Source organism: Leifsonia sp. 2TAF2 (assembly GCF_052115085.1).
In the GTDB taxonomy this organism is placed as follows: Bacteria; Actinomycetota; Actinomycetes; order Actinomycetales; family Microbacteriaceae; genus Leifsonia.
Genome location: NZ_JBFRFY010000001.1, coordinates 623,896 through 647,303, shown reverse-complemented (window position 1 = coordinate 647,303; position 23,408 = coordinate 623,896). Strand labels below are relative to the sequence as shown.

The following is a 23,408-nucleotide window of genomic DNA, read 5'->3' as shown; positions in this document are numbered from 1 at the left end:
TGTTAGCGCACTATCAGCGACTGTCAAATGCGATCTTTTCGGCGCTTCGACTACTCGGCGATGGCATCTTCTGTGGCCAAAGAAGTGGATTTGACCCCGTAAATCCCCGGTCAAACGGGTTTATCGCACAGCGCTCGACACGCTTAATGCCTTCGGCATTACTCGAAGCTTTGCTCAGCTTTTTGAGTGAGCGCACTCACACGGCTAGTGCGATGATGGCCTCGACCACCATCGCTGTCGACAGCACGAGGAGGACGACCACGACGCTCAGCGCGATGCGGTGCGTCCTGATCCAGCTGCGCATGGTCTCGTGAGGAAGCGCCGCCTGCGGTTCGCAGACATCCCCTCGCTCCGCGTCGAGGCGCGTGGTGGGGATGAACTCGACGAGTCCGCAGCGTTTGCAGGCCGACAGGTACTGGTGGACGGCCAGCCCGACGCCGTAGTACGGATTGACGACGACGCGGGTGCGGGCACCGCAGCGCGAGCACCACCTCGGTCGTGCGCGGAGGTCGGAGTCACTCATCGGACTCGACCGTCGTGCTGTCGGCGTGCGCCACAGGTCCGCACTGGAACCGCCTTCGGGATCGTCGGCTGCCGGAACGTGGTCGAGCCTGTATCAGAGGACACGATGGCCCTCCCCACCCGAAGGGGAGGGCCACCGTGCGTCGTCGGGCCGGGGGAGCCTCGACCGTTTTGACGCTATGCGCACGTCCGCCGCACCCGATATCCGGCGAACGCACACGAACGTCCGATCTGCGCACCGAACGGGGCGGCGCCCCCATATGCCGCACGTAGAATCCCGGCATGCGATGGGAGGCCGAGGAGATGTTTGCGAGCCGTCGTATCGCATCGACGCGCGGCGTCGATGAGGCCCGGGAGGCGCTCAGCGATGTGTTCCTGCCCGTCGATTTCCCGTCAGCGTGCACGCCGACAACGATGGCGATGGAGCTCAACGCCGTGCGGGTCGGAAAGGTCACGTGCGGGTACATGCGGTTCCGGGATGCGGTGCGCATCCAGACGGCGGAAGCCGAGAATTACCACGTCGACATCCCGACGGTGGGGCGGGTGATGATGCGCGCGGCGCTCGGTCCCCCGGTCTACGGAACTCAGCGGGCGGCCGGCGTCTTCATGCCCGGGCGGCCCGTAGAGCTCGAATGCGGGGACCAGTTCGCTCAGCTGTCGCTCATGTTCCCCCGGGAGTCGCTGCAGTTCGAGATGGCGAACCTTCTGGGCGAGGAGCTCGGCCGGCCACTCGAGTTCAGCGCCGAATTCGATCTGGCGACGCCGGGAGCGCAGATGCTGCTGCACGCCCTGCAGCTGATCGACGACGCGTCGGAGCGCGAGTGCGGACCGCTCGGGCATCCGCTGGCCGCCCAGCGGCTGGAGCAGGTGCTCGTGCACAGCCTGCTGTTCGCGCAGCCCCACAACTATTGGGCCGATCTGACCGGCCATGCGCCGGCCAGCGGGACACGGCCCGTCTCACGGGCGGTGGAGCTTTTGCGCAGCAGCCCTGCGCATCCCTGGACCGTGGGCGAGCTGGCGGCGCGGGTCTCGGTCAGCGTACGCAGCCTGCAGGACGGGTTCCGGCGGTCGCTCGACACCACACCGATGGCGTACCTCCGACGCCTCCGGCTGGAACGGGTGCACGACGAGCTGGCGTCGGCGGAGCCGGGGACGGTCCACGTGACAGAAGTGGCGACCCGCTGGGGTTTCGTCCACCTCGGAAGGTTCGCGGCGGCCTACCAACAACAGTTCTCGGAGCGCCCGTCCGACACGATGCGGTCGCCCCGCGCGTAGCGGGAGTGACACCGGCCCCCGGCTCTGAGGTGCCAGTCGCTGCCGTCCGGTCGGGCGATCACGAAGGCGGACGGCGGGACCGTGCTCGCCACCCCGTACAAGGTCACCGACTACACCTTCACCGTGGTCAGCGGGCGCCCGGCGCCCGCTGACCACCGGTCACCTCTCGCTCTCAGAGCGCCGCGATGCCCTCCCCGCCGACCGCGCCGGGAACGACGACCGAGCCGACCGAGGTCAGGCTGCCGTCGGCGTTGACCCGGAAGGCGTCGACGCCTCCGTTCGCACCGGTCTGGGCGTAGAGGAAGCGGCCGTCCGAGGAGACCGCCGCGTCGACCGTGCCCGGTCCGGTCGGGGTCGTGCCGAGCGCCGTCAGCGCGCCGCTGCCCGCATCCGTGTACCCGGACAGGGTCGCACTACCGGCGTTGGAGGCGTAGAAGTGTGCGCCGTCGGCGGCGATCCAGCAGGTGGCCGCCTGTCCGGTCGCGGCCGAGGCGATCGGCGTCACGGCTCCCGTGGGCTGGATCGCGAACGTCGCGACCGCGTTCGTCCCCGCCTCGGCGACGACCAGGTGGCCGGCGGCGTCGAAAGCCACGGCGAAGGGCACCGCGCCGGGCTCCGGAGTCACCACCGGGGTCTGCGACAGGCCGCCGAACCGGTTGACCGCGAAGACGTCGATCGCGCTTCCGTTGCCCTTGGTGGTCACCACGAGCTGGGAGCCGCTCGGCGTGAACGCCACTTGTCCCGGCGTGTGGGTGAATTCGGGTGTCTGCGTCGGGTCGAGCCCGAGCGACCGGTTCCAGGACGGAACGCGGACGAGGAAGTCTCCGACCCGCAGATAGCCCTGGACCGTCCCGCCCGCGCGGGCGTTCAGCACGTAGACGAGGCCGCCGTGCGACGTCACGCTCACCGGGAAGGAACCGCCGGAGGGCAGCACTTCGAGCCGGAACAGCCGGTCCCCATGGACAACAAAGACGGTGACGGTGTTGCTGCCCGCGTTCACCGCGTAAAGCAGCCCCCGGTCGTAGACGAGGGATCCCTGGGAAGCCAGATGGTCGACGACCGACCCCGTGAGGGCGCCGCCGAGTCCCCCGGTGGAGTAGGTGCCGGCCTGATGCAGACTCCCGTCGGCTGCCCGGTCGTAGGCGACCACGGCGTTGCCGGCGAGGCCATCGGTCTGCACGAAGACGGCTGATGTCGAATGGTTCGTGTTCAACGGTTCGGCGTTCGACTGCGCCGGTGCCGCGATCGCCGGTCCGGCGAAGAGCGCGGTCGCTGCGAGGGCGGCTGCGGCCGCGACAGCGAGACGGAATTCGGTTCTCATGATTCTTCCTTCGATCGTTCGGTCTCCGATAGGACATCGGTTGCCGAGCGCCTCGTGCGCAGTGGCGCTCCCCCGGTTAGTGACGGGCCGCTGCGGATGCTTACCGAACTGGCCGTAGCATCGGCTTCATGGATGACCGTGACGTGCGCCCCGAGCGGTGGCAGCCGTCCAGCGACGTCCGTGCGGAGACCGACCACTGGCGGCGCACGCTCACCGCGGGCGGCGCAGTGCAGCGGGATGCCGAGGGTCGGCTGTATGCGCTCCTCCTCCGGGTCGCGCAGGGCGAGGTCCGGCGACGGTCCGTGTCGCTCCCGTTCTCCGGACCGGAGTTGGATGACATCGCGCACCAGGCAGCGGCCGACGCCGCCATCGGGGTGATCCGACGCCTCCACGAGTTCCGGGGTGAGAGTCGCTTCACCACCTGGGCCTACACGTTCGCCGTCTTCGAAGTGTCGAGCAAGGTCGGTCGCCACTTCTGGCAGCATCCCGCCGTGTCACTCGACTCCACCGGATGGGATCGACTTCCGGACCGCCTCGGCATCTCGCCGGAGGAGGCGGGCATCGCTGACGAGTTGCTCACCGCGCTCCGCACCGGCATCCAGACGGTCCTCACCCGACGGCAACGCGAGGTGCTCCTCGCGGTAGTGGTGCAGGGCATCCCACTCGACGCGCTGGCCGTGGCTCGCAAGACCACCCGTGGCGCCCTCTATAAGACGCTCTTCGACGCGCGACGGAAGTTGCGGGGCTACCTTGTCACTAATCATTATCTGGACGACGGCGGGACGGAGACGACATGAGCGCACGAGAACGCCTCGAGCGTTTCCTGCACACCGACCCGGCCGATTCGGGCTGTGCGGAGACCATGTCGCTCATGCACGTGTTCGCCGAACTCGTCCTCTCCGGCGTGGATGCGGCTGCTCGCTACCCCCGGATCGCCGCGCACCTCGCGGGCTGCGATGCGTGCAACGAGGACTTCACGGGACTGCTGGCGGCGCTCTCGCGTTAGTGTGCCTCGACGTGCGCTTTCAGCGCCGTCATCGTTCGCGCGCTTTCCGCTGCCGCCATCCGCACGAGCATGGGCTGCACGGCGCGGAGCATCCCGTGGGTGGTCAGTTCACCGACGCGCGTGAGATGCGTTCCGGTGCCGGTGTCGTCGATGTCGTAGCGGATGAACGCGTCGAGACTGCCCGACGGCCGGCGCTGGTGGAACTGGAGCGCGTGATCGGGCACGTCCTCGATCAGTTCGCCGCGCATCCGTCCGAGCATCGTCGAGTCTTCGTAGCGGCCGGAGGAATCTGCGACCGAACCCGCCGTCCGCGTCCCGTGGTAGACCATCGAGTTGCCCAGCCAGGTCGGGAACGCATCGACGGTGCGGAGCGCGGCATACACCTCGTGTGCCGGCGCATCGATGTCGATGCTGTTGGTGATCCGGACCATGGGACCAGTCCTACACCTGCACAGGGCTGCGGCGCAGCGCCCCTGCAAAGAAGCTTTTGCCGACGGCGTGGAACTGGTGTCGCCGTCTGTGCAGTCAGCGGCCGACCGCTTGTCCGACTTCGATGAGGTGCCCGTCGGGGTCGCGGACATAGCAGCGGATCTCGCCGCCGCGGTCCATAGGCGGGGTGAGGAAGTTCGCTCCACGAGCGGACCACGTCTCGTAAATGTTCTGGATGTCAGCGACGCGGATGTTCAGGAATGCGCTGACGACATCCGGGTCGGCCGGTACCTCGAGGGTGACGGTCGGCTTGTCCTCAGTGGGCCCCCCGCCGACGTTGATGATGATCCACGAGTTCGCGAGCTGGACGATGCTCGGTCCGCCGCCGCCACTCATCACGACCTCCCCTCCGAGAACGTCGGAGTAGAACCGCACGGAGCGGTCGATGTCGCTGGAGACGATGAAGTGGGTGAGTACGATGCCTTCGCTGGGGGCCGGGAAATCTGCCATGACGATGCTTCCGATCTGTTGTTCGTCTTGCGGTGGGGCGCCGGCATTGGTGCGAGGACGCCTGTGAAGGAGCGAGCTGCTTGTCAGGCCGAGCCCTCGTGAGTGCCTACCCGATACTTCTGGGGCACGAACGTGTGGATGGCTTCAGAAGCGTGGTCTTGGATGAGCGGGTCACGCAAGCTGGGCTCGAACTCTCCCTGATCCACGATCTTGCCCACGAGCTTGCCCTCGGCGCTCGCATAAAAGGCTCCGCTGGTCAGTGTCGGGTCGCTGACGGCTTTCACTAGCCGAGCTGCGCCGACGGGGAGCGGATGGGCGAATCCGAACGTGGGAGCCAACACCGGGTAGAAGACCTTGTTCATGAAAGTCTTGGCCAGAAATCCCATGTCGCGTGCGCCTTCGGTGTTCGCAGTACCACCGGGGGACATGGTGAGAAGTCGCAGCCCCGGGTGTTGGCGAGCGAGCGACGCCATCCATAGTGCGCCGAGATACTTTGCTTGACCGTATGCGAGGCTCACTTTGTACTTGCGATCGCTGAACCAGGAGCCGTCGATGACGGACGTGAACTCATCCACGCTGTGGTCGCCGAAGGTGGGTTTGGCGATGCCGATCCGGGGAGAACCAAGCGCTGCCTCACTTCCCGTCAACACAGCCACATCGGTCACCGCACCCCGCGAAAGCAATGTCTCCAACAGGACCACATGGCCGAGCACGTTCTGGGCGAACATCTCCGTCACGCCGGTGGGGGCGAGCGCGGCCGGCGTCGGTCCGCCGAACCCGCCGGCGTTCAGCACGACCCCGTTCAACGGTCCCGGGAGCTGGTCCGTCAGGCGCTGGACGGACTCCAGGTCCCGCAGATCGAGCGGCACGACTGTGAAGATGTCGCGACCGGTGAGACCCCGAAGTTCCTCGAGCGCTGCGTGTCCTTTGGTCATGTCGCGGGATGCCAGGTAGATGCGTCCGTAGTCGGGACGTTCCGCCAGCTGGCGGGCCACGTCCTTGCCGATGCCGGAGTTTGCGCCCGTGATGAGGATTGTCTTTTCGTAGGTGGACAACGGGTTCCCTCTCTATCGATCTGTCTGCGCCAGTGAGGCGTTGAGCTCGTCGACCCGAACGTGAAGCTGATGCATTTGGCTTCTGAGCACGTCGGGGTCGCGCAGAGAGTGAGTCAGGAGAGCTGCACCCTCATACGCGGCGATGAGCGTGATCGCCTGTTGGCGGGCATCGGCGCATGCCATGTCCGCGAACTGCTGTTCTGCCCAGTCGATCATCGGTACCAGCAATCGCTGGCTCTCCGGGCTTGCCATGGTGCCGTTGCGTTTGTCCAGTTCGGCGGACAGCGTGCCAAGAGGGCAGCCGTACTCGGCGACGGAACCACCGACCTCGACAAGCACGTCCAGGAGGCCGTGCAGGCGTTCGGTTGGCGTTCCCAGCTGCTCGAGCCGTTGAAACAATTGGATGCTTTCCGAGGATTGGGCGGCGACCGCGGCAGCCACCAGATCGTCCTTGGTCTTGAAGTAGTAGTAAATGTTGCCGACAGGCACGCCCGCCGCCTCTGCAACGTGAGCCAGCGAGGTGCGCTCCACTCCTCGCTCGTAGATGACCCGACGGGCGCCGGAGACCAATCGATCCCGCTTGTTGAGTGGCTTTGCATCCACCATCGCGTCGCGGTCGATTTGAGCTGTATCGGAAACCATTCGGACCTCTGGGTTAGTTGACTGACTAAGAGCTGTCTCAACCATAGACTCCGGGTGGACGCGTAGCAAGTCAGGCAACTAACTGACTTGCATCCCGCGCTGACTTGAACTGTTTAGAGTCAGGTGTAAGATCTCGCCATGACGCAGGCTTCGCCCCTTTCCGCAAATGGGTGCTCGGTGCGGAAGACTCTCGACGCGCTCGGCCCGCTCTCGTCCCTTCTGGTGCTGCGCGACGCAGCCGAAGGGACACGACGCTTCGATGATTTCGTTGTGAGCACCGGCTTGAACGAAGCGACGGTCGCCGCCCGCCTCAAACGCCTCGTAAGTCTCGGCATCCTCGCCAAGACCCCGTACGCCGAGGCGGGCAAGCGGACGCGGGACGAGTACGTCCTGACGGAGATCGGCAACGAACTTGTGCCCGTCGTTGTCGCCCTCATGCAGTGGGGCGACCAGCACCGCCCGGACAGCGGCCCGATGCGCGCGGTCGAGCGGAGCACCGATGAGCCCGTCACGCTGCGCTATGTCTCCGACAGTGGACGTGTAGTCAGCGAGCAAGACGTCGTGCTGGTCGAGGGCCGCCCGATCGACTGAGGCGACCACAACCGCTTGCTGAACACGATCAGCCATCGCCCGACGGGCTTACTGGAAGGACTACTCCATGCCGCATCGCGAAGCTATTTTCCCTGAGGACAATCTTGCTCTTAACGAGAAGCACGGATATTCGCCGGCGATCCGCTCAGGCGACTTGCTGTTCGTTTCCGGGCAAGTCGGGAGCCTGCGCGACGGCACACCCGAGCCAGACTACGAGTCCCAGGTTCGCCTCGCGTACGAAAATCTGGAAGCGACGCTCGCGGCGGGGGGATGCACATTCGACGACATCGTAGACGTCACCGTGTTCCACACAGTCCCGCTGAATCAAACAGCTGAGGAGGCGGGAGTTCAGGCAGGGATTAGATCACGCGTCAGAAGGGAGAAGTTCCCACACGCTCCGTTCACGAACATGACCGCCGTCGGGGTCAGCTGGCTCGCCGGCTTCGATTTCGAAATCAAAGTAATCGCGCGCGTGCCGAGCATGTGATCGTAGGAGCCGACCCGATCGACCAAGTGCCTCGCCAGTCCGCTGCGCCACTCACCCCTGGTTCAGGAGATCGAGCACCCGCGCGGCCTCGGTCGCCATGGCCCGCTGACCGCGGTCGAGGTAGCGACGCGGGTCGACGACCGACGCGTCCGCGGCCAGGGCATCGCGCACCGCCGCGGTGAACACCACGTTGAACCGCGTACCCAGATTCACCTTGCGGATGCCGGCATGGCAGGCGTCGCGCACCACCTCGTCGCCGACGCCAGACGACCCGTGCAGGACAAGCGGGACGGGAACCTGGTCTCGCAGCACCCGCACCAGCTCAAGGTCGAGGGATGCGGACTGCTCGGTCATGGCGTGCGAGCTGCCGACCGCGACGGCGAGACCGTCGACACCCGTCTGCGCGACGAAGGCAGCCGCCTCGGCGGGGTCGGTGCGCGCCGTCGCCGAGTGGACGCCGTCCTTGCCGCCGACCTCGCCCAGCTCGGCCTCCACCCAGATGCCCGAGCGGTGGAGTTCCGTCGTCAGCGCGGCGGTCCGCGCGAGGTTTTCGGCGAAGTCGAGCCGCGATCCGTCGAACATGATCGAGGTGAAGCCGAGGGCGGCGGCCTCCCCGATGAGGTCGATGTCGTCGGCGTGGTCGAGCTGTACTGCGACCGGGACCGACGAGCGCCGCGCGGCCTCGAGGAGCGCCCGACCGAAGGGCGCCAGGGCACCGTGATAGCGGACCGCGTTCTGGGAGAGCTGCAGGATGAGACCTGTCGACCGCTCCTCGGCCGCTGCCAGGAACGCCTCGACGTGCTCCAGGAGGATGACGTTGAACGCTGCGACGGCCGTCGGCTCCGGCGAGCCGAGCAGCAGCTCGTGCGGCGTGACCAGGCTCATGCGCGCACCCGCGCCCGGACCGGCCCCGTGCCGGCGCCGGACGCCTCGATCAACCGGTCGATCGCCTCCAGCTCGTCGGCGGTGAGGTCGAGGGATGCCGCGGCGATCCAGTCGTCGATCTGCTCCGGCTTCCTGGCCCCGACGATCGCACCGGTGACACCCTCGAAGGAGAGCGCCCAGGCCACGGCGACCGCACTCGTGGAGACGTCCCGCTGCGCGCCGACCGCGGCGAGCGCATCCACCACCCGCAGGTTGCGCGCCAGGCCTTCACCCGTGTGCTCGGGGCTGGTGCGGCGCCAGTCGGTGTCGGACAGCGAGGCCGCCCGTTCGGCCGTGAAGGCGCCGGTCAGGAGCCCCGACTCCATCGGAGCGTAGGCGAGGACACCCGTGCCGTTGGCGAGGGAGGCGGGGATGACGTCTGCGGCGGCTCCCCGGCTCAACGCTGAGAACGGGGGCTGCATCGAGTCGACGTGCGCGATCCGCTCGGCGGCCTCGAGCTCGGCGACGCTGTGATTCGACAGGCCGATCGCGCGAACCTTCCCGGAGTCGCGCAGCTCGGCGAAGATCGGCCAGTAGTCCTCGACCCTGTGGCGGTCGAGTGGCGGCCAGTGCATCTGGTAGAGGTCGATACGCTCGACGCCCAGCCGGCGCAGGGAGTCCTCCACCTCGCGACGGATGCGCAGCGGGTCGCCGGTTCGGACGGGCTCGCCGCGCGGGTCGTCATCGTCCCAACCGAGACCGGCCTTCGTGAAGATCAGGGGCCGGTCCGCTGCCGGGAAGTCGCGGAGGACTCCGCCCACCAGCTCCTCGGCGAGTCCGCGGCCGTAAACCGGAGCCGTGTCGATCCAGTTGATGCCCGCCTCGACGGCGGCTCGGGCGCTGGCCACGGAGTCGGCCTCGCTCTGCTCACCCCGGCCGGACACCCACTGCGCTCCGCCCATCGCAAGCGAGCCGAAACCCACGCGGGTGATCTCGAGGTCGGTGGTGCCGAGGCGGCGCGTCGGCAGCGACGTTGGGCGTGAAAATGGCATGGCGGTTCCCTTCGGAGGTGGTGGTGCGGGGTGGATGCGGTGCTCAGCCCGCGACGGCGGCGAGCGCACGCTCGAACCGGTCGTAGACGCTCCGGTAGGCCGGAAGCAGTGCAGGGTCGGGGTCTACGAGGGTCGACGGCTGTACTGGCGCGGGCGTCCCGGACACGGCCGACTGGGCGATCAGTGCGGCGCCGAGGGCGGGCGCCTCCGCCTCGTGGCTGATGGAGAGAGGTGCGTCGGTGAGGTGGGCCCGCACCTGTTGCCAGGCAGGGCTCTGGCAGGGGACGCCAGCCGCGAGCACGGCGGTCACCTCCGCCCCCGAGACGCCGGTGAGGGCGCGGTCGACGTGCAGGGCGGCAGACGCTAGGCCTTCGAACAGCGCCCGCAGGATCGTGTGCTCATCCGCATCCGCCGGCACCCCCAGCAGCCAGCTGCGGGTGTCCGTGCCGAACCCCGGCACGAGCACCGCCCCGTCAGAGCCGATCGGGCGGGCGGCGACCGCAGTCGCCTCCTGCGCGGCCGTCTCCTGTTCGAGTCCGAGCAGCTGGCGCCAGTGCCGGTAGAGGTGGCCGGAGGGCAGCTGGCGGTGCAGGTAGAAGCGCGTCCCATCCACGAACCGGCCGACCCCCACGTCCGCAGGGAGTGGCCCGTCCGGCATTCGGTCGACGATCAGGCAGTGGGCCTCCGAGGTGCCGGCCGACACGTACAGTTCACCGTCGCCGCGTACTCCGATCCCGTAGGCGCCGCAGAAGTGGTCGTGCCCGGCGAGTGTGATCGGAAGCGATTCCGGAAGGCCCCATTCCTCGGCGAGGCCCGAGGCCAGCACTCCGATCGAGGTGGCGGTGGGCACGAGGTCAGGGAGGAGCGATTCCGACCACCCGGTCCGGCGGAAGACCTCGGGCTGCCACTGTGCGGCGCGCACGTCGAAGAAGCCGGTGCGCGAGGCGTGCGAGTGGTCCACGGCGAAGCGGCCGGCACCGGCCAGGCGGTCGGCGACGTAGCCGTTGAGGGTGGTCACCGTGATGACCTCCGCAGGATCCGCGTCGGCGAAGGGACCGGATGCGACGCCCGACATGCGCTCGAACGCCCAGTGGAGCTTCGCCCAGGAGAACGAGGGATCGAGCCCTGCCGCCGCCGCGGCCTCACCGCCGAGCGACTGGTTGTACCAGGTCGGCATGGGCCCGAGGGAGGCGCCCGCCGCATCCAGCAGCACCATCTCCTCGCTGAGCGACGTCACGCCGATGCCGGTGATGCGCGCACGTTCTGCGCTGCTCAGCGCGGAGACCGCCTCCCCCATGCCGTCGACGACCGCAGCGAGCGTCTCATCGGCGTCGCGGAGGTCGCCGTCCGCAGACGTCGTGACCGGCGTGGGTCGCGCCACGACACGGCGCTCCCCCGTTTCGGCGTCGTACAGCAGCACCTTCGTGCGCGTCGTCCCGATGTCGACGCCCAGGAAGATCATCGACGCACACCCAGCTTCTCGACGTGTCCGAGCGGTTCCGACCGGATGTGCGTGCGCGCCAGCAGGTCGTCGAGCTGCGGGTCCGGCCCGATGTCCGGGATGAGCACGGCCGCGTTCGCACTCGCGGCGGCGGCCCCGAAGCGGAGGGCTTCGGGCAGGTCGGCGCCGGCCGACAGCGCGGATGCGAATCCGGCCAGGAAGGTGTCCCCAGACCCGGTGGCGTTCTTCGTCTCCACGATCGCTGCCTCGACGTGGAGGATGTCGGTCGCCGTCACGGCCACCAGCCCCTCCGCCCCCAGGGTGACCACGACGAGCGCGACGCCCGTATCGACGGTCGACCGCATGGCGGCGACGAGTCGCACCCGATCCGTCTCGTCGAACAGGTCACGGGGTGCGTCCGGCGCGATGCCGTGGAACTCGTGGAGGTTGCACTTCACGGCCCAGGGCCGGGCGGCCACGGCACTCACGAGCGCCGCTCGCTCCGCATCCACGATCACCCTCGCTCCGCGCGAACGACCGAGCTCGATCAGCCGGGCGTAGAGGTCGTCGCCGGTTCCTCGCGGGAGGCTGCCCGTGAGGATGAGGAGGTCCCCCGCCCGCAGGTCGTCCGCGACGGCGGTGGTCAGGGCGACGGTCTCGGCGGGTGAGACGACAGGCCCCGGCTCGTTGATGACGGTCGAGAGCCGCGTGCGCTCATCCACGAGGATGGTGTTGATGCGCGTGTCGTCGTCGATCTCGGTGTGGCGGTCGCGGATCCCGAGCTTCGCGCACTCGTCGCGCAGGTACTGACCGGTCGCGCCTCCGAGGAAGCCGTAGGCGCTGACCGGGTTGCCGAGCCGGCGCAAGGCACGGGCGACGATGAAGCTCTTCCCGCCGGCGCGCGGGCTGCTGACCGTTGCGCGGTTCACCTCGTGGGGACGGAAGTCCTCGATCTCCTCGGTGCGGTCCATCGCGGGGTTGGGGCCTACGACGAGGATCCCGGGGTGCAGACGGTCGCGGTCGGCGGCACTCTCCGTCGCGTCGTGCCGATCGAGATCCGTCATGCCTCGCCTCCCTGCCATGCCCATGCCGTATTCCAAAGCAAACAAAGCAAAGCACAGATCGAACAGAACCGTCAAGGACGAACCAAAACCGTAAGATGTGTTTCGCGCGCTGCCACCGATGCGGCGGCGGATGAGGGAGGCGACATGGCGGCCGAGGACGACGGCGAGCGACTTTCGGGCCCGGAGCGGCAGCGACTGCTTCTGGAGACGGCGCGCCAGCAGGGACGCGTGCGGGTGAACGCCGCGGCGAAGTCCCTCTCCGTGACGCCCGAGACGGTACGGAAGGACCTCGCCGCCCTGCAGTCCGACGGCCTCATCCAGCGCGTCCACGGCGGGGGTATCCCGGTCGAGACTCCGGTGTTCGAGCCCGGCATCGCAGCGCGCACCGAGTGGACGGCGGAGAAGGAGCGGATCGGCCGCGCGGCGCTCGACGAGATCCCCGTCGGAGGCGTCATCTTCATCGAGGCCGGCACGACCACCGCCCACTTCGCGGAGCTGATTCCCGCGGATCTACCGGTAACCGTGGTCACGAACTCCCTCCCGATCGCCCAGCAATTGGCGACCCGCTCGACCGCCGCGACCGTGGTCATCCTGGGCGGCCGGGTGCGCTCGGTGACCCTCGGCAGCGTGGATGCGCTGGCGATCCGGAACCTGCAGGACCTCTACGTTGATGTGGCGTTCCTCGGCACCAACGGGCTCAGCCTGGAGCGCGGCCTTACCACGCCGGATATCGCGGAGGCGGAGACGAAGCGCGCCGCGCTCAGCTGCTCGAATCGCCGCGTGCTGCTCGCCGATCACAGCAAGGTGGGCCGTGTCTCCTTCTGCCGCTACGGCGAGCTGAGCGACATCAACCTCCTGCTCACAGACACCGGCCTCTCCGCACAGCAGGCGGCGGAGCTCGAGTCGGCGATCGGCCGCGTCGTCCGCGTCTGACCGACGCCCGCCGTCATTCCCCTCGTCGCGGGACGGTTTGTTACGTTCTGATTACCCGCCCATTTGCGCTTGACTGCTTCCGCTTCGCTGTGATTGACTTCCGTTACTTCGCGGCCGACCCCTCCATCGGGGCTCGACCCGGAGCAGAACCGGGTCGTTTTCAGTGAGGAGCGAAGTGGACGCGCAGGTAGGCGTAATCGGATTGGGAGCCGCGGGGAGCGCTGCGCTCTGGCGGACGGCGGCCCGCGGCGCGGAGGTGATCGGCTTCGAGCAGTTCGGCTCCGGCCACGACCGCGGCTCCTCCCACGGGTACTCGCGGGTGTTCAAGTCGGTCACCCCGCAGGGCCCGCAGGAGTCGGCGCTCGCGCAGCGCGCCGCCGGCCTCTGGCGTGAACTGGAGGAGGAGAGCGGCGAGTCCGTCCTCCACATGACCGGCGGCCTCTCCATCGGCAAGCCGGACAGCCCGCTCATCGCCGGGCTGGAGAAGGTCGCCGCCGAGACCGGGCTCCCGCTCGAGTACCTCGACGAGGACGAAGTGCGCCGCCGCTTCCCCCAGCACGTCGTGACCGCCGGCGACATCGCGGTGATCGACCCGGCGAGCGGCTACATCCAGCCAGAACTCGCCATCCGCACCGAGTGGAAGCTCGCTCAGGCGCACGGTGCCCGGGTGGTGGATGCGGCGGTGCTGGAGGTCATCCCCCAGGACGAATCGGTGCTGATCGTCACCGCCGAGCGCACCTACGAGGTCGGTACGGCGATCGTCGCGGCCGGCGCCTGGCAGCGTCAGCTGCTCCCCTTCCTCCCCCTGGAGCTCACGCCCCGACGGGCGACGCTCTCCTGGTTCGCACCGAAGCCCGGCAAGGAGGCGCTCTTCACGCCGGAGGCCTTCCCCGCCTTCACGCACGAGGCCGTCGGCGAGACCGGCTGGGGCCTGCCGGAGTTCGACGAGTTCCGCGTCAAGATCGGGCTCGACTTCACCGAGGGCTACGAGATCGTCGACCCCTCCGCCAACAGGAAGGAGGTGGAGGACTGGGAGCTCGCCCGGGTGCGGGCGTTCGTCGCCGAGACGCTCCCCGACCTCGACCCCGTCCCCGTCCACTCCGGCGGCTGCATGATCACCATGACGCCCGACGAGGAGTTCACCATCGGCATCCCCGCCGAGCACCCGCGCCTGGTCGTCCTCTCTGCCTGCTCGGGCCGCGGCTTCAAGATGTCGGCCGCGGTCGGCGACGTCGGCGCGGAGCTTGCGCTGACCGGGACGTCCGAGGCCGACCTCAGCATTTTCTCCCCCGATCGATTCGCCAACGAAACCATCAGCATTGGAGCAACGAAATGAAGCGACTCACGAAGGCGTCGTTCGCGGCAGCCGTCCTGGCCGGCGCACTGCTCGCCACCACCGCGTGCTCGAGCGGCTCCGGCGCGGGATCCTCCGCGTCCGCCGACAGCAAGACCTCGAAGTACGAGACGGTCAAGCCCGGCGTCCTCACCATCGTCACGAGCAGCGACCTCACCCCGTTCGCCTACATCAAGGACAAGAAGTGGGCCGGTGTCGATGTGGCGCTGGTCACCGAGGCGGCCGACAACCTCGGCCTGAAGGTCGAGATCACGGCGCACGACTTCGACACCCTCATCCCGCTGGTCGCCAGCGGCCAGGCCGACCTCACCATGGGGTCGATCGCCGACACCGACGTCCGTCGCAAGACCGTCGACTTCACGCTGCCCGACATCATCGGCAACAACGCTCTGGTGGTGCCCAAGGGATCCAAGATCAAGACGGAGGACGACGTCGCCGGCAAGAAGATCGGCATCCTACAGTCCAGCCAGGCGCTCGAGTACGCCCAGAAGTACTGGACGAAGTCGAACATCGTCACGTTCCCCTCGAACAACGCCGCCCGTCTCGCGCTCTCCGGCGGTGGCCTGGACGCCATCCTCGTCGACCCGCAGTCGGCGAAGGCGTACACCGAGCAGTTCCCGATGAAGATCGCGCTCTCGGCGGTCAACCCGGAGGACCGCGGCGGCGCCTGGATCCTCAACAAGAAGGCCACCAACCTGCGGGTCGCGCTCAACGAGCAGTTGCGCGGATTCCTCAAGGACGGCACCACCCAGAAGATCCTCGACAAGTGGAACCCGGCGGACCCGAGCCAGCCCGTCATCGACTGGCTGAAGAAGTACTACGCCGCCCACCCGTCCGACAAGTACTCCGTCGAGTAGTCCCGCCGAACACCCGGGCCGACCAAGGGAACGATCATGAACATCATCGACAGCTTCTTCAACTGGGACCAGATCACGGCGATCCTGCCCGACCTCATCCTCGTGGGCTTGCCCAACACCCTGATCCTCGCGATCGGAGCGATGATCCTGGGGAGCCTCGTCGGGATCCTCGTCGCCCTGGCGAGCATGTCGAAGCGTGCGATCCTGCGGATCCCGGCCCGGGTGTACGTCGACCTCCTCCGAGGTCTCCCCGTCATCCTGACGATCTTCCTGCTCGGGCAGGGGCTCCCCCTGATGGGCGTCCGGATCTTCGGGGACAGCTCGTACCCGTACGGCATCCTCACGCTGGCCTTGATCGCCGGCGCGTACATCGCCGAGATCTTCCGCTCGGGCATCCAGGCGCTCCCCGCCGGACAGCTGGAGGCGGCCCGGGCGCTCGGGATGCCGCACGGCATGGCGATGCGGCTCATCGTCATCCCGCAGGGCATCCGCAACGTGCTCCCGGCGCTGACCAACCAGTTCATCGCCACGATCAAGGACTCGAGCCTCGTCTACCTGCTCGGCTTCACCGTCTCCGAGCGCGAGTTGTACCGGATCGGGCAGGATGCCGCCCAGCAGACCGGAAACCTGTCGCCACTGGTGGCCGCCGGGATCATGTACCTCATCATTACCATCCCGCTGACCTACGTCGTCAACTACATGGACAGGCGCTTCAAGACCGGCCGGCGTCCCGAGAACGCGATGACCGGCGAGCACGACGCCGCCAACCTGACGACCGGAGCCGTCGCGGCGACGCCGGCCGAACCGGTGCAGGGGGCGCAGCGATGACCCAGACGGAGCTCCGGCCCGACACGACGACCACTCAGACACGACGACCGAGGACGAACGACATGCAGCAGCAGACGACGGCACCAGCAGAGGTGAAAGCCGGACGCGTCACCGTGGAGGGCATCCACAAGCAGTTCGGCCCGGTGGAGGTGCTCAAGGGCATCGACCTCAGCATCGAACCGGGCGAGGTGGTCTGCATCATCGGCCCCTCCGGCTCGGGCAAGTCGACCCTGCTGCGGCTGCTCAACCGGCTGGAGGAGCCCACCGCCGGCCGCGTGATCGTCGACGACGAGGTGATCACGTCGCCGAAGACGAACATCGACGCGGTGCGCAGCCGGATGGGCATGGTCTTCCAGAGCTTCAACCTCTTCCCGCACATGACTGTGCTGGAGAACGTGACCATCTCCCTCCGCAAGGTGAAGCGCATCAGCAGGCAGGAGGCGGACCGGATCGCCATGGAACGGCTCGCCGACGTGGGCCTCGAGCACAAGGCGCAGTCGCGTCCCGCCCAGCTCTCGGGCGGCCAGCAACAGCGGGTGGCGATCGCCCGTGCGCTCGCGATGGACCCGGAGCTGATGCTGTTCGACGAGGTCACCTCCGCCCTCGACCCGGAGCTCGTGAAGGGCGTCCTGGATGTGATGACCAACCTGGCCAAGGCCGGGATGACGATGGTGGTGGTCACGCACGAGATGGGCTTCGCCCGCCGGGTCGCGGACCGGGTGGTCTTCATGGATGGCGGCGTCATCGTCGAGCAGGGCGCCCCGGCCGATCTGTTCGACCACCCGCGCTCCGAGCGGCTGCGCCGCTTCCTCTCGCAGGTGCTCTAAGTCGTCAGCGCTTTCACGCTCGGGACGGGATTGCCTGTCCACAGCGGCGGCACTGCCGTACTCTCGGTCGCGAGGAGTCGCATGCTGACCGTGATCGGGGAACTGCTGCCGCTGGCCGTCGCGGTCGCGCTCAGTTCTGTCCCGATCCTCGCCGTGCTGGTGCTGCTCCTGGAGTCGACGCGGCCGCTGGTGCCCACCCTCTTCGTCGTGGGCTACGTCGCCGGGCTGGTCGTGATCACGTCGCTCTTCGCCATCTTCCTGCATGCCATCCCGGCGAACACCTCCACCGGACCCGAGCCCGTCGTCGGCGTGCTGGAGATCATCATCGGCGTGGCCCTTCTCGTGTACGCGGTGATCGAGGTGCGCCGTCACCCGCAGGCGGCGGAAAGCGAGTCGGTCCCCCGCTGGATGTCGGCCCTGGGCAGGATGCGCTCGGTGCCCGCGCTGGGACTGGGCCTCGCCCTGAACATCCGGCCCAAGTCCATCCTTCTCGCCGTCGCGGCGGGCCTCGTGATCGGGCCGGCGCAGCTTCCCGTGTCGGAGGACGTCATCGCCATCGCGGTGTACGTCCTGATCGGCGGCAGCACCGTCGGCGCGCCGGCACTGTTCGCCCTGATCCGCCCCGACAAGGCCCGCCCGGCCCTCGCCTCCACCCAGCAGTGGCTCCTCCGGAACGACACGACGATCGCGATCGTCGTCGCGGCGGTCATCGGCACGGTGATCATCGGGAACGGCCTCACCCGGTTCTGACCCGAGAACGCGCGAACGTTCGTGCTAATCTCAGCACTGAACAACGGCAGACAGGATCTGTTCGTTACTAGTGCGAAAGCCCCACATCATGTGGGGCTTTCGCAGTTAAAGGGAAAATGCATGCCGCAACGATTGATAGCCGCGATCAATGATGCGCGGCTTGCGGCCTATGCACGTGAATCCGCGTGCCTCACTTTGGATCTCTGCTGCCAATTCCTGCAGTACACCCGAGTCGTTCAGCAACGACAGAGAGCAAGGTGAGAATGGTCGGTCGTGCGAAGGACTCGAAACCTCGATCGGACAGGGAGCGCCGGATGCTGTCTCGAAGCCTCCGCTGCACTAACCACCGTGACGACGACCACCGCCGCGAGAACTAACGGGAAGGCCGCGTTGAGCGAGCCGAGCGTCGCGCGTACCGCCATTCGAAGGGGAGTGGTAGATACCGATCGCCCACGAGACCGGGAAGAGCAGTACGCGCGCGAAGCGGTACGTACGATCTCGCCAGCTGGCCGGCGCAGCCAGGGCCGATGAGCGGCGCCCGCATCCTCACGAGCCGTTTTCGACCGGACATCGAACCGCCACCTTCGAGATGGGCCACCGCTACCGGTGCGTCCATCAGTCTGCTGGACCTCGGGGCAAGCAAGGTCGGCCCTCGCTGGTCTGCCAATCGCCTACATCGCGGCTCGCAGTCATCAGCCCTAGAACACTTTCGATGGCCGCAGGGCTGGAGCTAGTTCTGCCGTCGACGTCGGCGCTCGAGCGCTTGAGTCTCGTACCTTGCTCGTGGCCAGTCCGCCCACTCGAAAGGGGAAGCTTGGGTGAGATCGCGAAACCAGCTGTCAAGTTCGGTCTCGGTCGGCCGGTCCGGCCATTTGCCACCAGTGAAGTATACGAGTGGCGACCACTCTTCGCCCGGTCTCGCGAGAGATGGGTGAGGGTGATAGACACCGGGCCGGATTTGAAAAAGCAGCTCGGGGAGAAGCCGAGACGTGTCATTCATTGAGGACGTTGCCCGCGCGGTAAGTGCTTGCAGATCGGCGACAGACTCCGCTTGTTCTCGCCCATCGCGGAGGGATCGCTGATATCCAACCATTCCGCCGCTTTCAGCGCGTTTTAAACTGCGCCAGTGGACGTACCGATTGCGGTCTTTGAGTATCCCGTCCACTTCGTGGACCCACGACTCGACATCTTTCACAGTCAAGGCACGCGTCCATGGCGGAAGACCCTCGCGCGCTTGACGATGTGCTTCTCCGAGTACGCCGGACAGCTGCCGCATCTCAGGATCAAGGACCCCGAGCGCACGAGCGACGTCGTACGCACCGTTCTCGAGAACCCGAACGACGGAGACCATCCTTCCCAAGGCGGCATAGGGGGGATTGTCTGAGGCCGCCCCTGTTTCTTCACTCGACATGGCCGAACTCTATGCGGCAACGCGGCCGACGAAAGGATGGAGGACGAGTCAACTTTCAGACGGCCTAAAGGCCTTTCTCACCTTCTCGATGCGGGTCTCGCCCAATCTAGATAGCGTTCGCTTCAATTAGTAGGGCTCTTCACGAATAGGCCGATGACTCCCGTTAGGGCGGCAGTGGCCAGCACCCAAGCAGGCGTAGCATCGCCTTTACTCCCGGAGAGCAGCAGCGCCGCCAGAACGGAGATGATCCCCAGCACAAGGACTCCGATCAGCATGGTGAGCCACAGCCAAAATTTTGCGCGCTCGGTGTTGGGGAACAGGCCCGGATTGGCCTCATGCACTTGGTCGACGACGGCCTTCTTGTCCGCGTCCGGTAAAGCATTCACGGCGTCAAGGGCCCCGCTGCCAGCCACGCTCAAAGCGCTCATTGTGATCTCCTCACATTGGCTGACCACATTGTACTAAATCTGAGGATGTCTCGACAAGAGGCCTGTTTGGGCCCGTTACTCCGCCTCGCCGTCATTCTGACTAACGTTCAGTATTAGTTTAAGGAATACGAACCTGGGTGGATTCAGTTCTCGTGTGTCAGGCCGGGGAACGTCGAACCGGTTTCCGGCGCTCGTTCATGGCGTCGACGGGTTGATGCGCTTCCGTCATTGTTGAGATCTTCACCCACCCCCTACGAAGAGACGCTGGTCGGTCTGGACCGAGCGTCGGCAGTCACGTCGTCCGTTCGAGCCAGTCGAGCACCAGCGCGGCGACCTCGCTCGGCGCGTCGTCCGTGATGAAGTGGGCGGCGTCGTCCACAAACGCCAGTTCGTAGCGCTCGGCGTGGCGCGAGAGGTCGCCGCAGAGGCGGCGGATCAACGGCTCGTCCCACGGATGGTCGCGCCGGCCGAACACCGCGAGGGTCGGCGGAAGGAGTCGCTGCCGGGCGAAGGTCCCTCGCGCGAGCTGCATCGAAACCGGAATGGCGATGTGGCGGAAGAGCCGTCGAACGGCGCCGTCGACCTCGGGACGGACCATCGGTGAGAGGTAGGCAGCGATCGTCTCGTCCGGCAGCGGGTGAGCGATGTGGCTGGGATCGAACAGCCCCGCGAGCGAGCGGCCGCGGCGGTGCCAGAGGAGCGCAGGCATGTGGCGGAAGCCGCCGACGAGTTTCAGGCTGAACGGCATGAACATCGGCGGAACCGAGAGCTGGACAAGAGAACGGACGCGTTCGGGATGCGCGTACGCGAGCTGGTTCGCGCTGATGGCACCGAGGTCGTGGGCAAGGATGCGCGCTCGCTCTATTCGGAGCACATCGAGCAGCGCGAGCAGGTCCTGATGGTGGGTCTCGCGCTCGATGCGCGGATCGTCGGCCGCCGTCCATCCGGTTCCGCGCAGGTCGGGGCAGATGACCCGATAGCCGTCGCGGGCGATGACCGGAGCGATGTCGCGCCACTGCCACCAGTGCGCGGGGAATCCGTGCAGGAGCACGACAGGATCGCCCTCGCCGATGGTGGCGACGTGGATGCGCGCTCCGTGCGACTCGACGATGAGGTGCTCGAAACCAGGTGCGTCCAACATGGGCGGGAACCAGCTCGATGATCGGGTAGCCACCTCCCGGACCTCGGGTGTGTCCATGACGCCTCCTTGCGCACGATGCGAATACTATGTTCGTAGTACCACTATGTTCATAGTAGGCGAACGAGCGAGAGGTGTAAATGCCCACGACGAAGGAACGCGCGCTCAGCGCGGCCGTGGAGTTGCTCGGGACAGAGGGAGTCCGAGCGCTCAGCCACGCGCGCGTCGACGCCCGCGCGGGACTGCCGGCCGGCTCCACCTCGAACTGGTTCCGAACCCGCCGATCGCTGCTCGCAGGCATCGTCGACTGGATGGCGGAGAGCGAGCGTGCCGACTTCGACCCCTCCGGTGTCTCCGTCGCGCGCGGCTCGGACGGTTTGATCGATGGCCTCTGTGCGATGGTCGAACTGCAGTCTGGGGCCTTCGCGGTGCGCACGAGAGCGCGCTACGCCCTCTTCGTCGAACTCGCGTCCGACCTAGAGCTCACGGCGCCGCTGCGACGGCAGCGGCACGAGTTCGAACGCTGGACGGACCAGCTGGTGAGCGCGGCTGGCATCCTCGACCCTGTCCCCAGCGCCCGTGCGCTCATGGCACTCTGCGACGGGCTGATGCTGCACCGGCTCACCGTCGACCCCGGACTCGAGTTGAGACCGATTATCGAGCGGACCGTGCGCGCACTCGCGCGGGCGTAACCGTCATCCGACGCTCAAGGGCGTAGGCGAACAGAGCTGGGCGACCTAGAGCAATGCAGCGACGCCCGTCGCCACGCTGTAGATCGCGAGCCCGGCCAGCGCGCCCACCACCGTCCCGTTGATGCGGATGAACTGGAGGTCGCGTCCCACCTGGGTCTCGATCTTGTCGGTGGTCTCGGCCGGGTCCCACGACTGCACGGTCTCGGTGATGACGTGCGAGATGTCGCTGCGGTAGCTCGTCACGAGGTGCAGCGCGGCGTCGGTCAGTCGCGTGTTGAGGGACGCCCGCAGCTCGTCGTCGGCGAGGATGCGCCGGGCGACGTCGACGACGAACGCCTCCGCGCGCTGCCGCAGTTCACCGTCCTCGTCGGAGAGCGCGTCGATAGCGGCGGTGCGTGCGGCGCCCCAGGCAGAGGCGGCCAGCTCGCGGATCCGGGGGTCGTCGAACGCGCGTCCCTTCGCCGCCTCCAGCCGCTCGATGGTCGCGTCGTCGTGCTGCAGCCGGTCGGCGAACTCGGTGAGGTACGCGTCGAGCGAGCGGCGCAGGCGGTGGTCGGGATCGTCGCGCACGTCCCGAACAAAGCGGCGCGCTTCGGCGTGGAGGCGCTCGTCGATCACGCGATCCACGATCGACGGCAGCCACGACGGGAGGCGCCGCGACACGATCGGCCCGAACGCCTCAGGGTTCGCCGCAAGCCACTCGTCCAGCCGGTCCAGCAGCAGGTCGATCGCCTCACGATGGCCCCCCGACTCGAGCACTCGCGCGCCGAGCCGTCCGAGCGGCGGACCCCACAGCGGCGTGACGAGGTGCGTGCGCACGACCGCCTCCACAGCCTCCCGCATCCGGTCGTCATCGAGGAGGGCGACGAGCCCCGTCACGCCCTGCGCGGACTCCGCCACCACCCGGCGGGCGTTCCGCGGCTGGGTGACCCAGTCGGCGGCAGCACCGGCGAGGTCGATCGTCCCCAGCTTGCCGGCGACCACGTCGTCGGAGAGGAAGTTCGTCTCCACGAACTCCCCCAGGCTCGCCCCGATCTCATCCTTGCGGTTCGGGATGATCGCGGTGTGCGGGATGCGCAGCCCGAGAGGATGCCGGAACAGCGCGGTCACCGCGAACCAGTCCGCGAGAGCGCCGACCATCGCCCCCTCGGCCGCGGCGCGCACATACCCGAGCCAGGGGTAGCGGTCCTGCAGCGCGAACGCCACGGCGAAGACCACGGCGGCTAGGGCGAGCAGACTCGTCGCGAGCACCTTCATCCGCCGCAGTGCGACACGGCGCTCTGCATCGGTCGGGAGGGCGGTCACGCGACCGCCTCGAATGCGGCCTGCCGCGCCCACTTAACGATTGCGCACACGTCGTGTTCCTCCTCCGTCTGGTCCTCGCCCTGCAGACTACGCGGGGAGGCTGCGGCAGACGGCCCTCAGCTCTCGGGCGGCATCAGCAGGCGCAAGTCAGCACGCAATTCCTGTAGCCGCTGATCCATCCCGACCGGGTCCGGTGAGGTGAACGTGCGGTCGATCCGAAGCTCGATCTCCCGGGAGACCTCATCCCACGCCTCGGCGCGGGCGGCTTCGACCACCGCGGTGAGGAAGGCGGCGTCCTCCGACCGCCGCCTCAGCTCATCGGCGGTCGCTCGCGCGAGCGCTTCCCTGCGACCCAGGTTGATCGCATCGGCAGGGCGATAATCGTGCGAGTGTTCCGGCTCACCCTCGAGAACCGTGGCCAGTCGGCGTTCCGCCGCCATCCGCGCTTCCGCGCTATCTGCTTCCTCGGCAAGGCCGAGCAGGGCCCGGCGGGATGTCCCGACGAACACGTCCGGCGCGAACACCGCGCCCGGTTCGGTCAGCATCGCCGTGACGATGGCGTTGCGAACGGTCATCCGTACCGCGAAGTCGGTGAGGAGCATGCCCTCCTCGAGTGCCCGCTCCAG

The 23,408-nt window shown here is 67.5% G+C and carries 26 protein-coding genes; 12 read left to right on the top strand and 14 right to left on the bottom strand.

The features are described from left to right. Nucleotides 1-196: 196 nt before the first annotated feature. The gene (locus AB4Z18_RS03070; protein ID WP_441781233.1) at nucleotides 197-523 is read right to left on the bottom strand and encodes a hypothetical protein; all 327 of its coding nucleotides are present in this window, start codon (nucleotides 521-523) and stop codon (nucleotides 197-199) included. A 281-nt stretch (nucleotides 524-804) separates the two neighbouring features. Between AB4Z18_RS03070 and AB4Z18_RS03065 the strand changes: the two genes are divergently transcribed. Further along, entirely contained in the window at nucleotides 805-1,797 is a 993-nt protein-coding gene (locus AB4Z18_RS03065) for an AraC family transcriptional regulator (RefSeq protein WP_441781232.1), read from the top strand. 172 nt (nucleotides 1,798-1,969) lie between these two features. On the opposite strand, the gene AB4Z18_RS03060 is transcribed toward AB4Z18_RS03065, so the two are convergent. Beyond that, nucleotides 1,970-3,118 (bottom strand): lactonase family protein, encoded by a 1,149-nt coding sequence (locus AB4Z18_RS03060; protein WP_441781231.1) that lies wholly within the window; start codon nucleotides 3,116-3,118, stop codon nucleotides 1,970-1,972. Nucleotides 3,119-3,246: 128 nt separating this feature from the next. On the opposite strand from AB4Z18_RS03060, the gene AB4Z18_RS03055 reads away from it, so the two are divergent. Both AB4Z18_RS03055 and AB4Z18_RS03050 read left to right on the top strand, forming a co-directional pair. Next, nucleotides 3,247-3,915 (top strand): RNA polymerase sigma factor, encoded by a 669-nt coding sequence (locus AB4Z18_RS03055; RefSeq protein WP_441781230.1) that lies wholly within the window; start codon nucleotides 3,247-3,249, stop codon nucleotides 3,913-3,915. Next, complete coding sequence (locus AB4Z18_RS03050; protein WP_441781229.1) at nucleotides 3,912-4,124, top strand: hypothetical protein; 213 nt, start codon at nucleotides 3,912-3,914, stop codon at nucleotides 4,122-4,124. Before AB4Z18_RS03055 ends, AB4Z18_RS03050 begins: the two co-directional genes overlap by 4 nt. On the opposite strand, the gene AB4Z18_RS03045 is transcribed toward AB4Z18_RS03050, so the two are convergent. From AB4Z18_RS03045 to AB4Z18_RS03030, 4 genes are all read right to left on the bottom strand, one after another. After that, complete coding sequence (locus tag AB4Z18_RS03045; RefSeq protein ID WP_441781228.1) at nucleotides 4,121-4,555, bottom strand: SRPBCC family protein; 435 nt, start codon at nucleotides 4,553-4,555, stop codon at nucleotides 4,121-4,123. The two genes, AB4Z18_RS03050 and AB4Z18_RS03045, sit on opposite strands and share 4 nt — an antisense overlap. A gap of 94 nt (nucleotides 4,556-4,649) precedes the next feature. Further along, on the bottom strand, nucleotides 4,650-5,063 hold the full coding sequence (locus AB4Z18_RS03040; RefSeq protein WP_441781227.1) for a VOC family protein: 414 nt from the start codon (nucleotides 5,061-5,063) through the stop codon (nucleotides 4,650-4,652). 83 nt (nucleotides 5,064-5,146) lie between these two features. Next, nucleotides 5,147-6,118 (bottom strand): SDR family NAD(P)-dependent oxidoreductase, encoded by a 972-nt coding sequence (locus AB4Z18_RS03035; protein ID WP_441781226.1) that lies wholly within the window; start codon nucleotides 6,116-6,118, stop codon nucleotides 5,147-5,149. A 12-nt stretch (nucleotides 6,119-6,130) separates the two neighbouring features. Beyond that, nucleotides 6,131-6,760, bottom strand: a complete 630-nt coding sequence (locus AB4Z18_RS03030; RefSeq protein WP_441781225.1) for a TetR/AcrR family transcriptional regulator — start codon at nucleotides 6,758-6,760, stop codon at nucleotides 6,131-6,133. A gap of 177 nt (nucleotides 6,761-6,937) precedes the next feature. On the opposite strand from AB4Z18_RS03030, the gene AB4Z18_RS03025 reads away from it, so the two are divergent. Together AB4Z18_RS03025 and AB4Z18_RS03020 are read left to right on the top strand one after the other, a co-directional pair. Further along, complete coding sequence (locus AB4Z18_RS03025) at nucleotides 6,938-7,351, top strand: winged helix-turn-helix transcriptional regulator (protein WP_441781224.1); 414 nt, start codon at nucleotides 6,938-6,940, stop codon at nucleotides 7,349-7,351. 67 nt (nucleotides 7,352-7,418) lie between these two features. Then, the gene (locus AB4Z18_RS03020) at nucleotides 7,419-7,838 is read left to right on the top strand and encodes a RidA family protein (protein ID WP_441781223.1); all 420 of its coding nucleotides are present in this window, start codon (nucleotides 7,419-7,421) and stop codon (nucleotides 7,836-7,838) included. A gap of 51 nt (nucleotides 7,839-7,889) precedes the next feature. On the opposite strand, the gene AB4Z18_RS03015 is transcribed toward AB4Z18_RS03020, so the two are convergent. Genes AB4Z18_RS03015 through AB4Z18_RS03000 form a run of 4 tightly spaced genes read right to left on the bottom strand, consistent with a single transcriptional unit; the run spans nucleotide 7,890 to nucleotide 12,259 of the window. Then, a complete protein-coding gene (locus tag AB4Z18_RS03015) occupies nucleotides 7,890-8,723 on the bottom strand; it encodes a class II fructose-bisphosphate aldolase (RefSeq protein WP_441781222.1) in 834 nt (277 codons plus the stop codon). Next, nucleotides 8,720-9,754: an aldo/keto reductase gene (locus tag AB4Z18_RS03010; protein ID WP_441781221.1), complete on the bottom strand. Its 1,035-nt coding sequence runs from the start codon at nucleotides 9,752-9,754 to the stop codon at nucleotides 8,720-8,722. Before AB4Z18_RS03010 ends, AB4Z18_RS03015 begins: the two co-directional genes overlap by 4 nt. A gap of 43 nt (nucleotides 9,755-9,797) precedes the next feature. Next, nucleotides 9,798-11,216 (bottom strand): FGGY-family carbohydrate kinase, encoded by a 1,419-nt coding sequence (locus AB4Z18_RS03005; protein WP_441781220.1) that lies wholly within the window; start codon nucleotides 11,214-11,216, stop codon nucleotides 9,798-9,800. Further along, nucleotides 11,213-12,259 (bottom strand): 1-phosphofructokinase family hexose kinase, encoded by a 1,047-nt coding sequence (locus AB4Z18_RS03000; RefSeq protein WP_441781219.1) that lies wholly within the window; start codon nucleotides 12,257-12,259, stop codon nucleotides 11,213-11,215. Before AB4Z18_RS03000 ends, AB4Z18_RS03005 begins: the two co-directional genes overlap by 4 nt. A 144-nt stretch (nucleotides 12,260-12,403) precedes the next feature. On the opposite strand from AB4Z18_RS03000, the gene AB4Z18_RS02995 reads away from it, so the two are divergent. The 6 genes from AB4Z18_RS02995 (at nucleotide 12,404) to AB4Z18_RS02970 (ending at nucleotide 17,808) form a co-directional block, all read left to right on the top strand. Further along, nucleotides 12,404-13,192 carry a DeoR/GlpR family DNA-binding transcription regulator gene (locus AB4Z18_RS02995; protein ID WP_441781218.1) on the top strand — a complete coding sequence of 263 codons (789 nt, stop codon included), beginning with the start codon at nucleotides 12,404-12,406 and terminating at the stop codon, nucleotides 13,190-13,192. Between the two features lie 175 nt (nucleotides 13,193-13,367). After that, the gene (gene solA / locus AB4Z18_RS02990; protein WP_441781217.1) at nucleotides 13,368-14,528 is read left to right on the top strand and encodes an N-methyl-L-tryptophan oxidase; all 1,161 of its coding nucleotides are present in this window, start codon (nucleotides 13,368-13,370) and stop codon (nucleotides 14,526-14,528) included. Beyond that, entirely contained in the window at nucleotides 14,525-15,403 is an 879-nt protein-coding gene (locus AB4Z18_RS02985; RefSeq protein ID WP_441781216.1) for an ABC transporter substrate-binding protein, read from the top strand. Before solA ends, AB4Z18_RS02985 begins: the two co-directional genes overlap by 4 nt. Before the next feature lie 36 nt (nucleotides 15,404-15,439). Beyond that, nucleotides 15,440-16,231 (top strand): amino acid ABC transporter permease, encoded by a 792-nt coding sequence (locus AB4Z18_RS02980; RefSeq protein WP_441781215.1) that lies wholly within the window; start codon nucleotides 15,440-15,442, stop codon nucleotides 16,229-16,231. A gap of 62 nt (nucleotides 16,232-16,293) precedes the next feature. After that, nucleotides 16,294-17,058: an amino acid ABC transporter ATP-binding protein gene (locus AB4Z18_RS02975; protein ID WP_441781214.1), complete on the top strand. Its 765-nt coding sequence runs from the start codon at nucleotides 16,294-16,296 to the stop codon at nucleotides 17,056-17,058. An 81-nt stretch (nucleotides 17,059-17,139) separates the two neighbouring features. Beyond that, entirely contained in the window at nucleotides 17,140-17,808 is a 669-nt protein-coding gene (locus AB4Z18_RS02970) for a GAP family protein (protein WP_441781213.1), read from the top strand. Nucleotides 17,809-19,341: 1,533 nt separating this feature from the next. On the opposite strand, the gene AB4Z18_RS02965 is transcribed toward AB4Z18_RS02970, so the two are convergent. Together AB4Z18_RS02965 and AB4Z18_RS02960 are read right to left on the bottom strand one after the other, a co-directional pair. Continuing rightward, nucleotides 19,342-19,647: a hypothetical protein gene (locus AB4Z18_RS02965; RefSeq protein ID WP_441781212.1), complete on the bottom strand. Its 306-nt coding sequence runs from the start codon at nucleotides 19,645-19,647 to the stop codon at nucleotides 19,342-19,344. Between the two features lie 292 nt (nucleotides 19,648-19,939). Beyond that, nucleotides 19,940-20,845 (bottom strand): alpha/beta fold hydrolase, encoded by a 906-nt coding sequence (locus AB4Z18_RS02960; protein WP_441781211.1) that lies wholly within the window; start codon nucleotides 20,843-20,845, stop codon nucleotides 19,940-19,942. An 80-nt stretch (nucleotides 20,846-20,925) separates the two neighbouring features. On the opposite strand from AB4Z18_RS02960, the gene AB4Z18_RS02955 reads away from it, so the two are divergent. Further along, nucleotides 20,926-21,477 (top strand): TetR/AcrR family transcriptional regulator, encoded by a 552-nt coding sequence (locus tag AB4Z18_RS02955; protein WP_441781210.1) that lies wholly within the window; start codon nucleotides 20,926-20,928, stop codon nucleotides 21,475-21,477. A 45-nt stretch (nucleotides 21,478-21,522) separates the two neighbouring features. Here AB4Z18_RS02955 and AB4Z18_RS02950 read toward each other — a convergent pair whose 3' ends face one another. Next, nucleotides 21,523-22,734 (bottom strand): DUF445 domain-containing protein, encoded by a 1,212-nt coding sequence (locus AB4Z18_RS02950; RefSeq protein WP_441782964.1) that lies wholly within the window; start codon nucleotides 22,732-22,734, stop codon nucleotides 21,523-21,525. A 164-nt stretch (nucleotides 22,735-22,898) separates the two neighbouring features. Beyond that, nucleotides 22,899-23,384, bottom strand: a complete 486-nt coding sequence (locus tag AB4Z18_RS02945; RefSeq protein ID WP_441781209.1) for a hypothetical protein — start codon at nucleotides 23,382-23,384, stop codon at nucleotides 22,899-22,901. Nucleotides 23,385-23,408 lie beyond the last annotated feature (24 nt).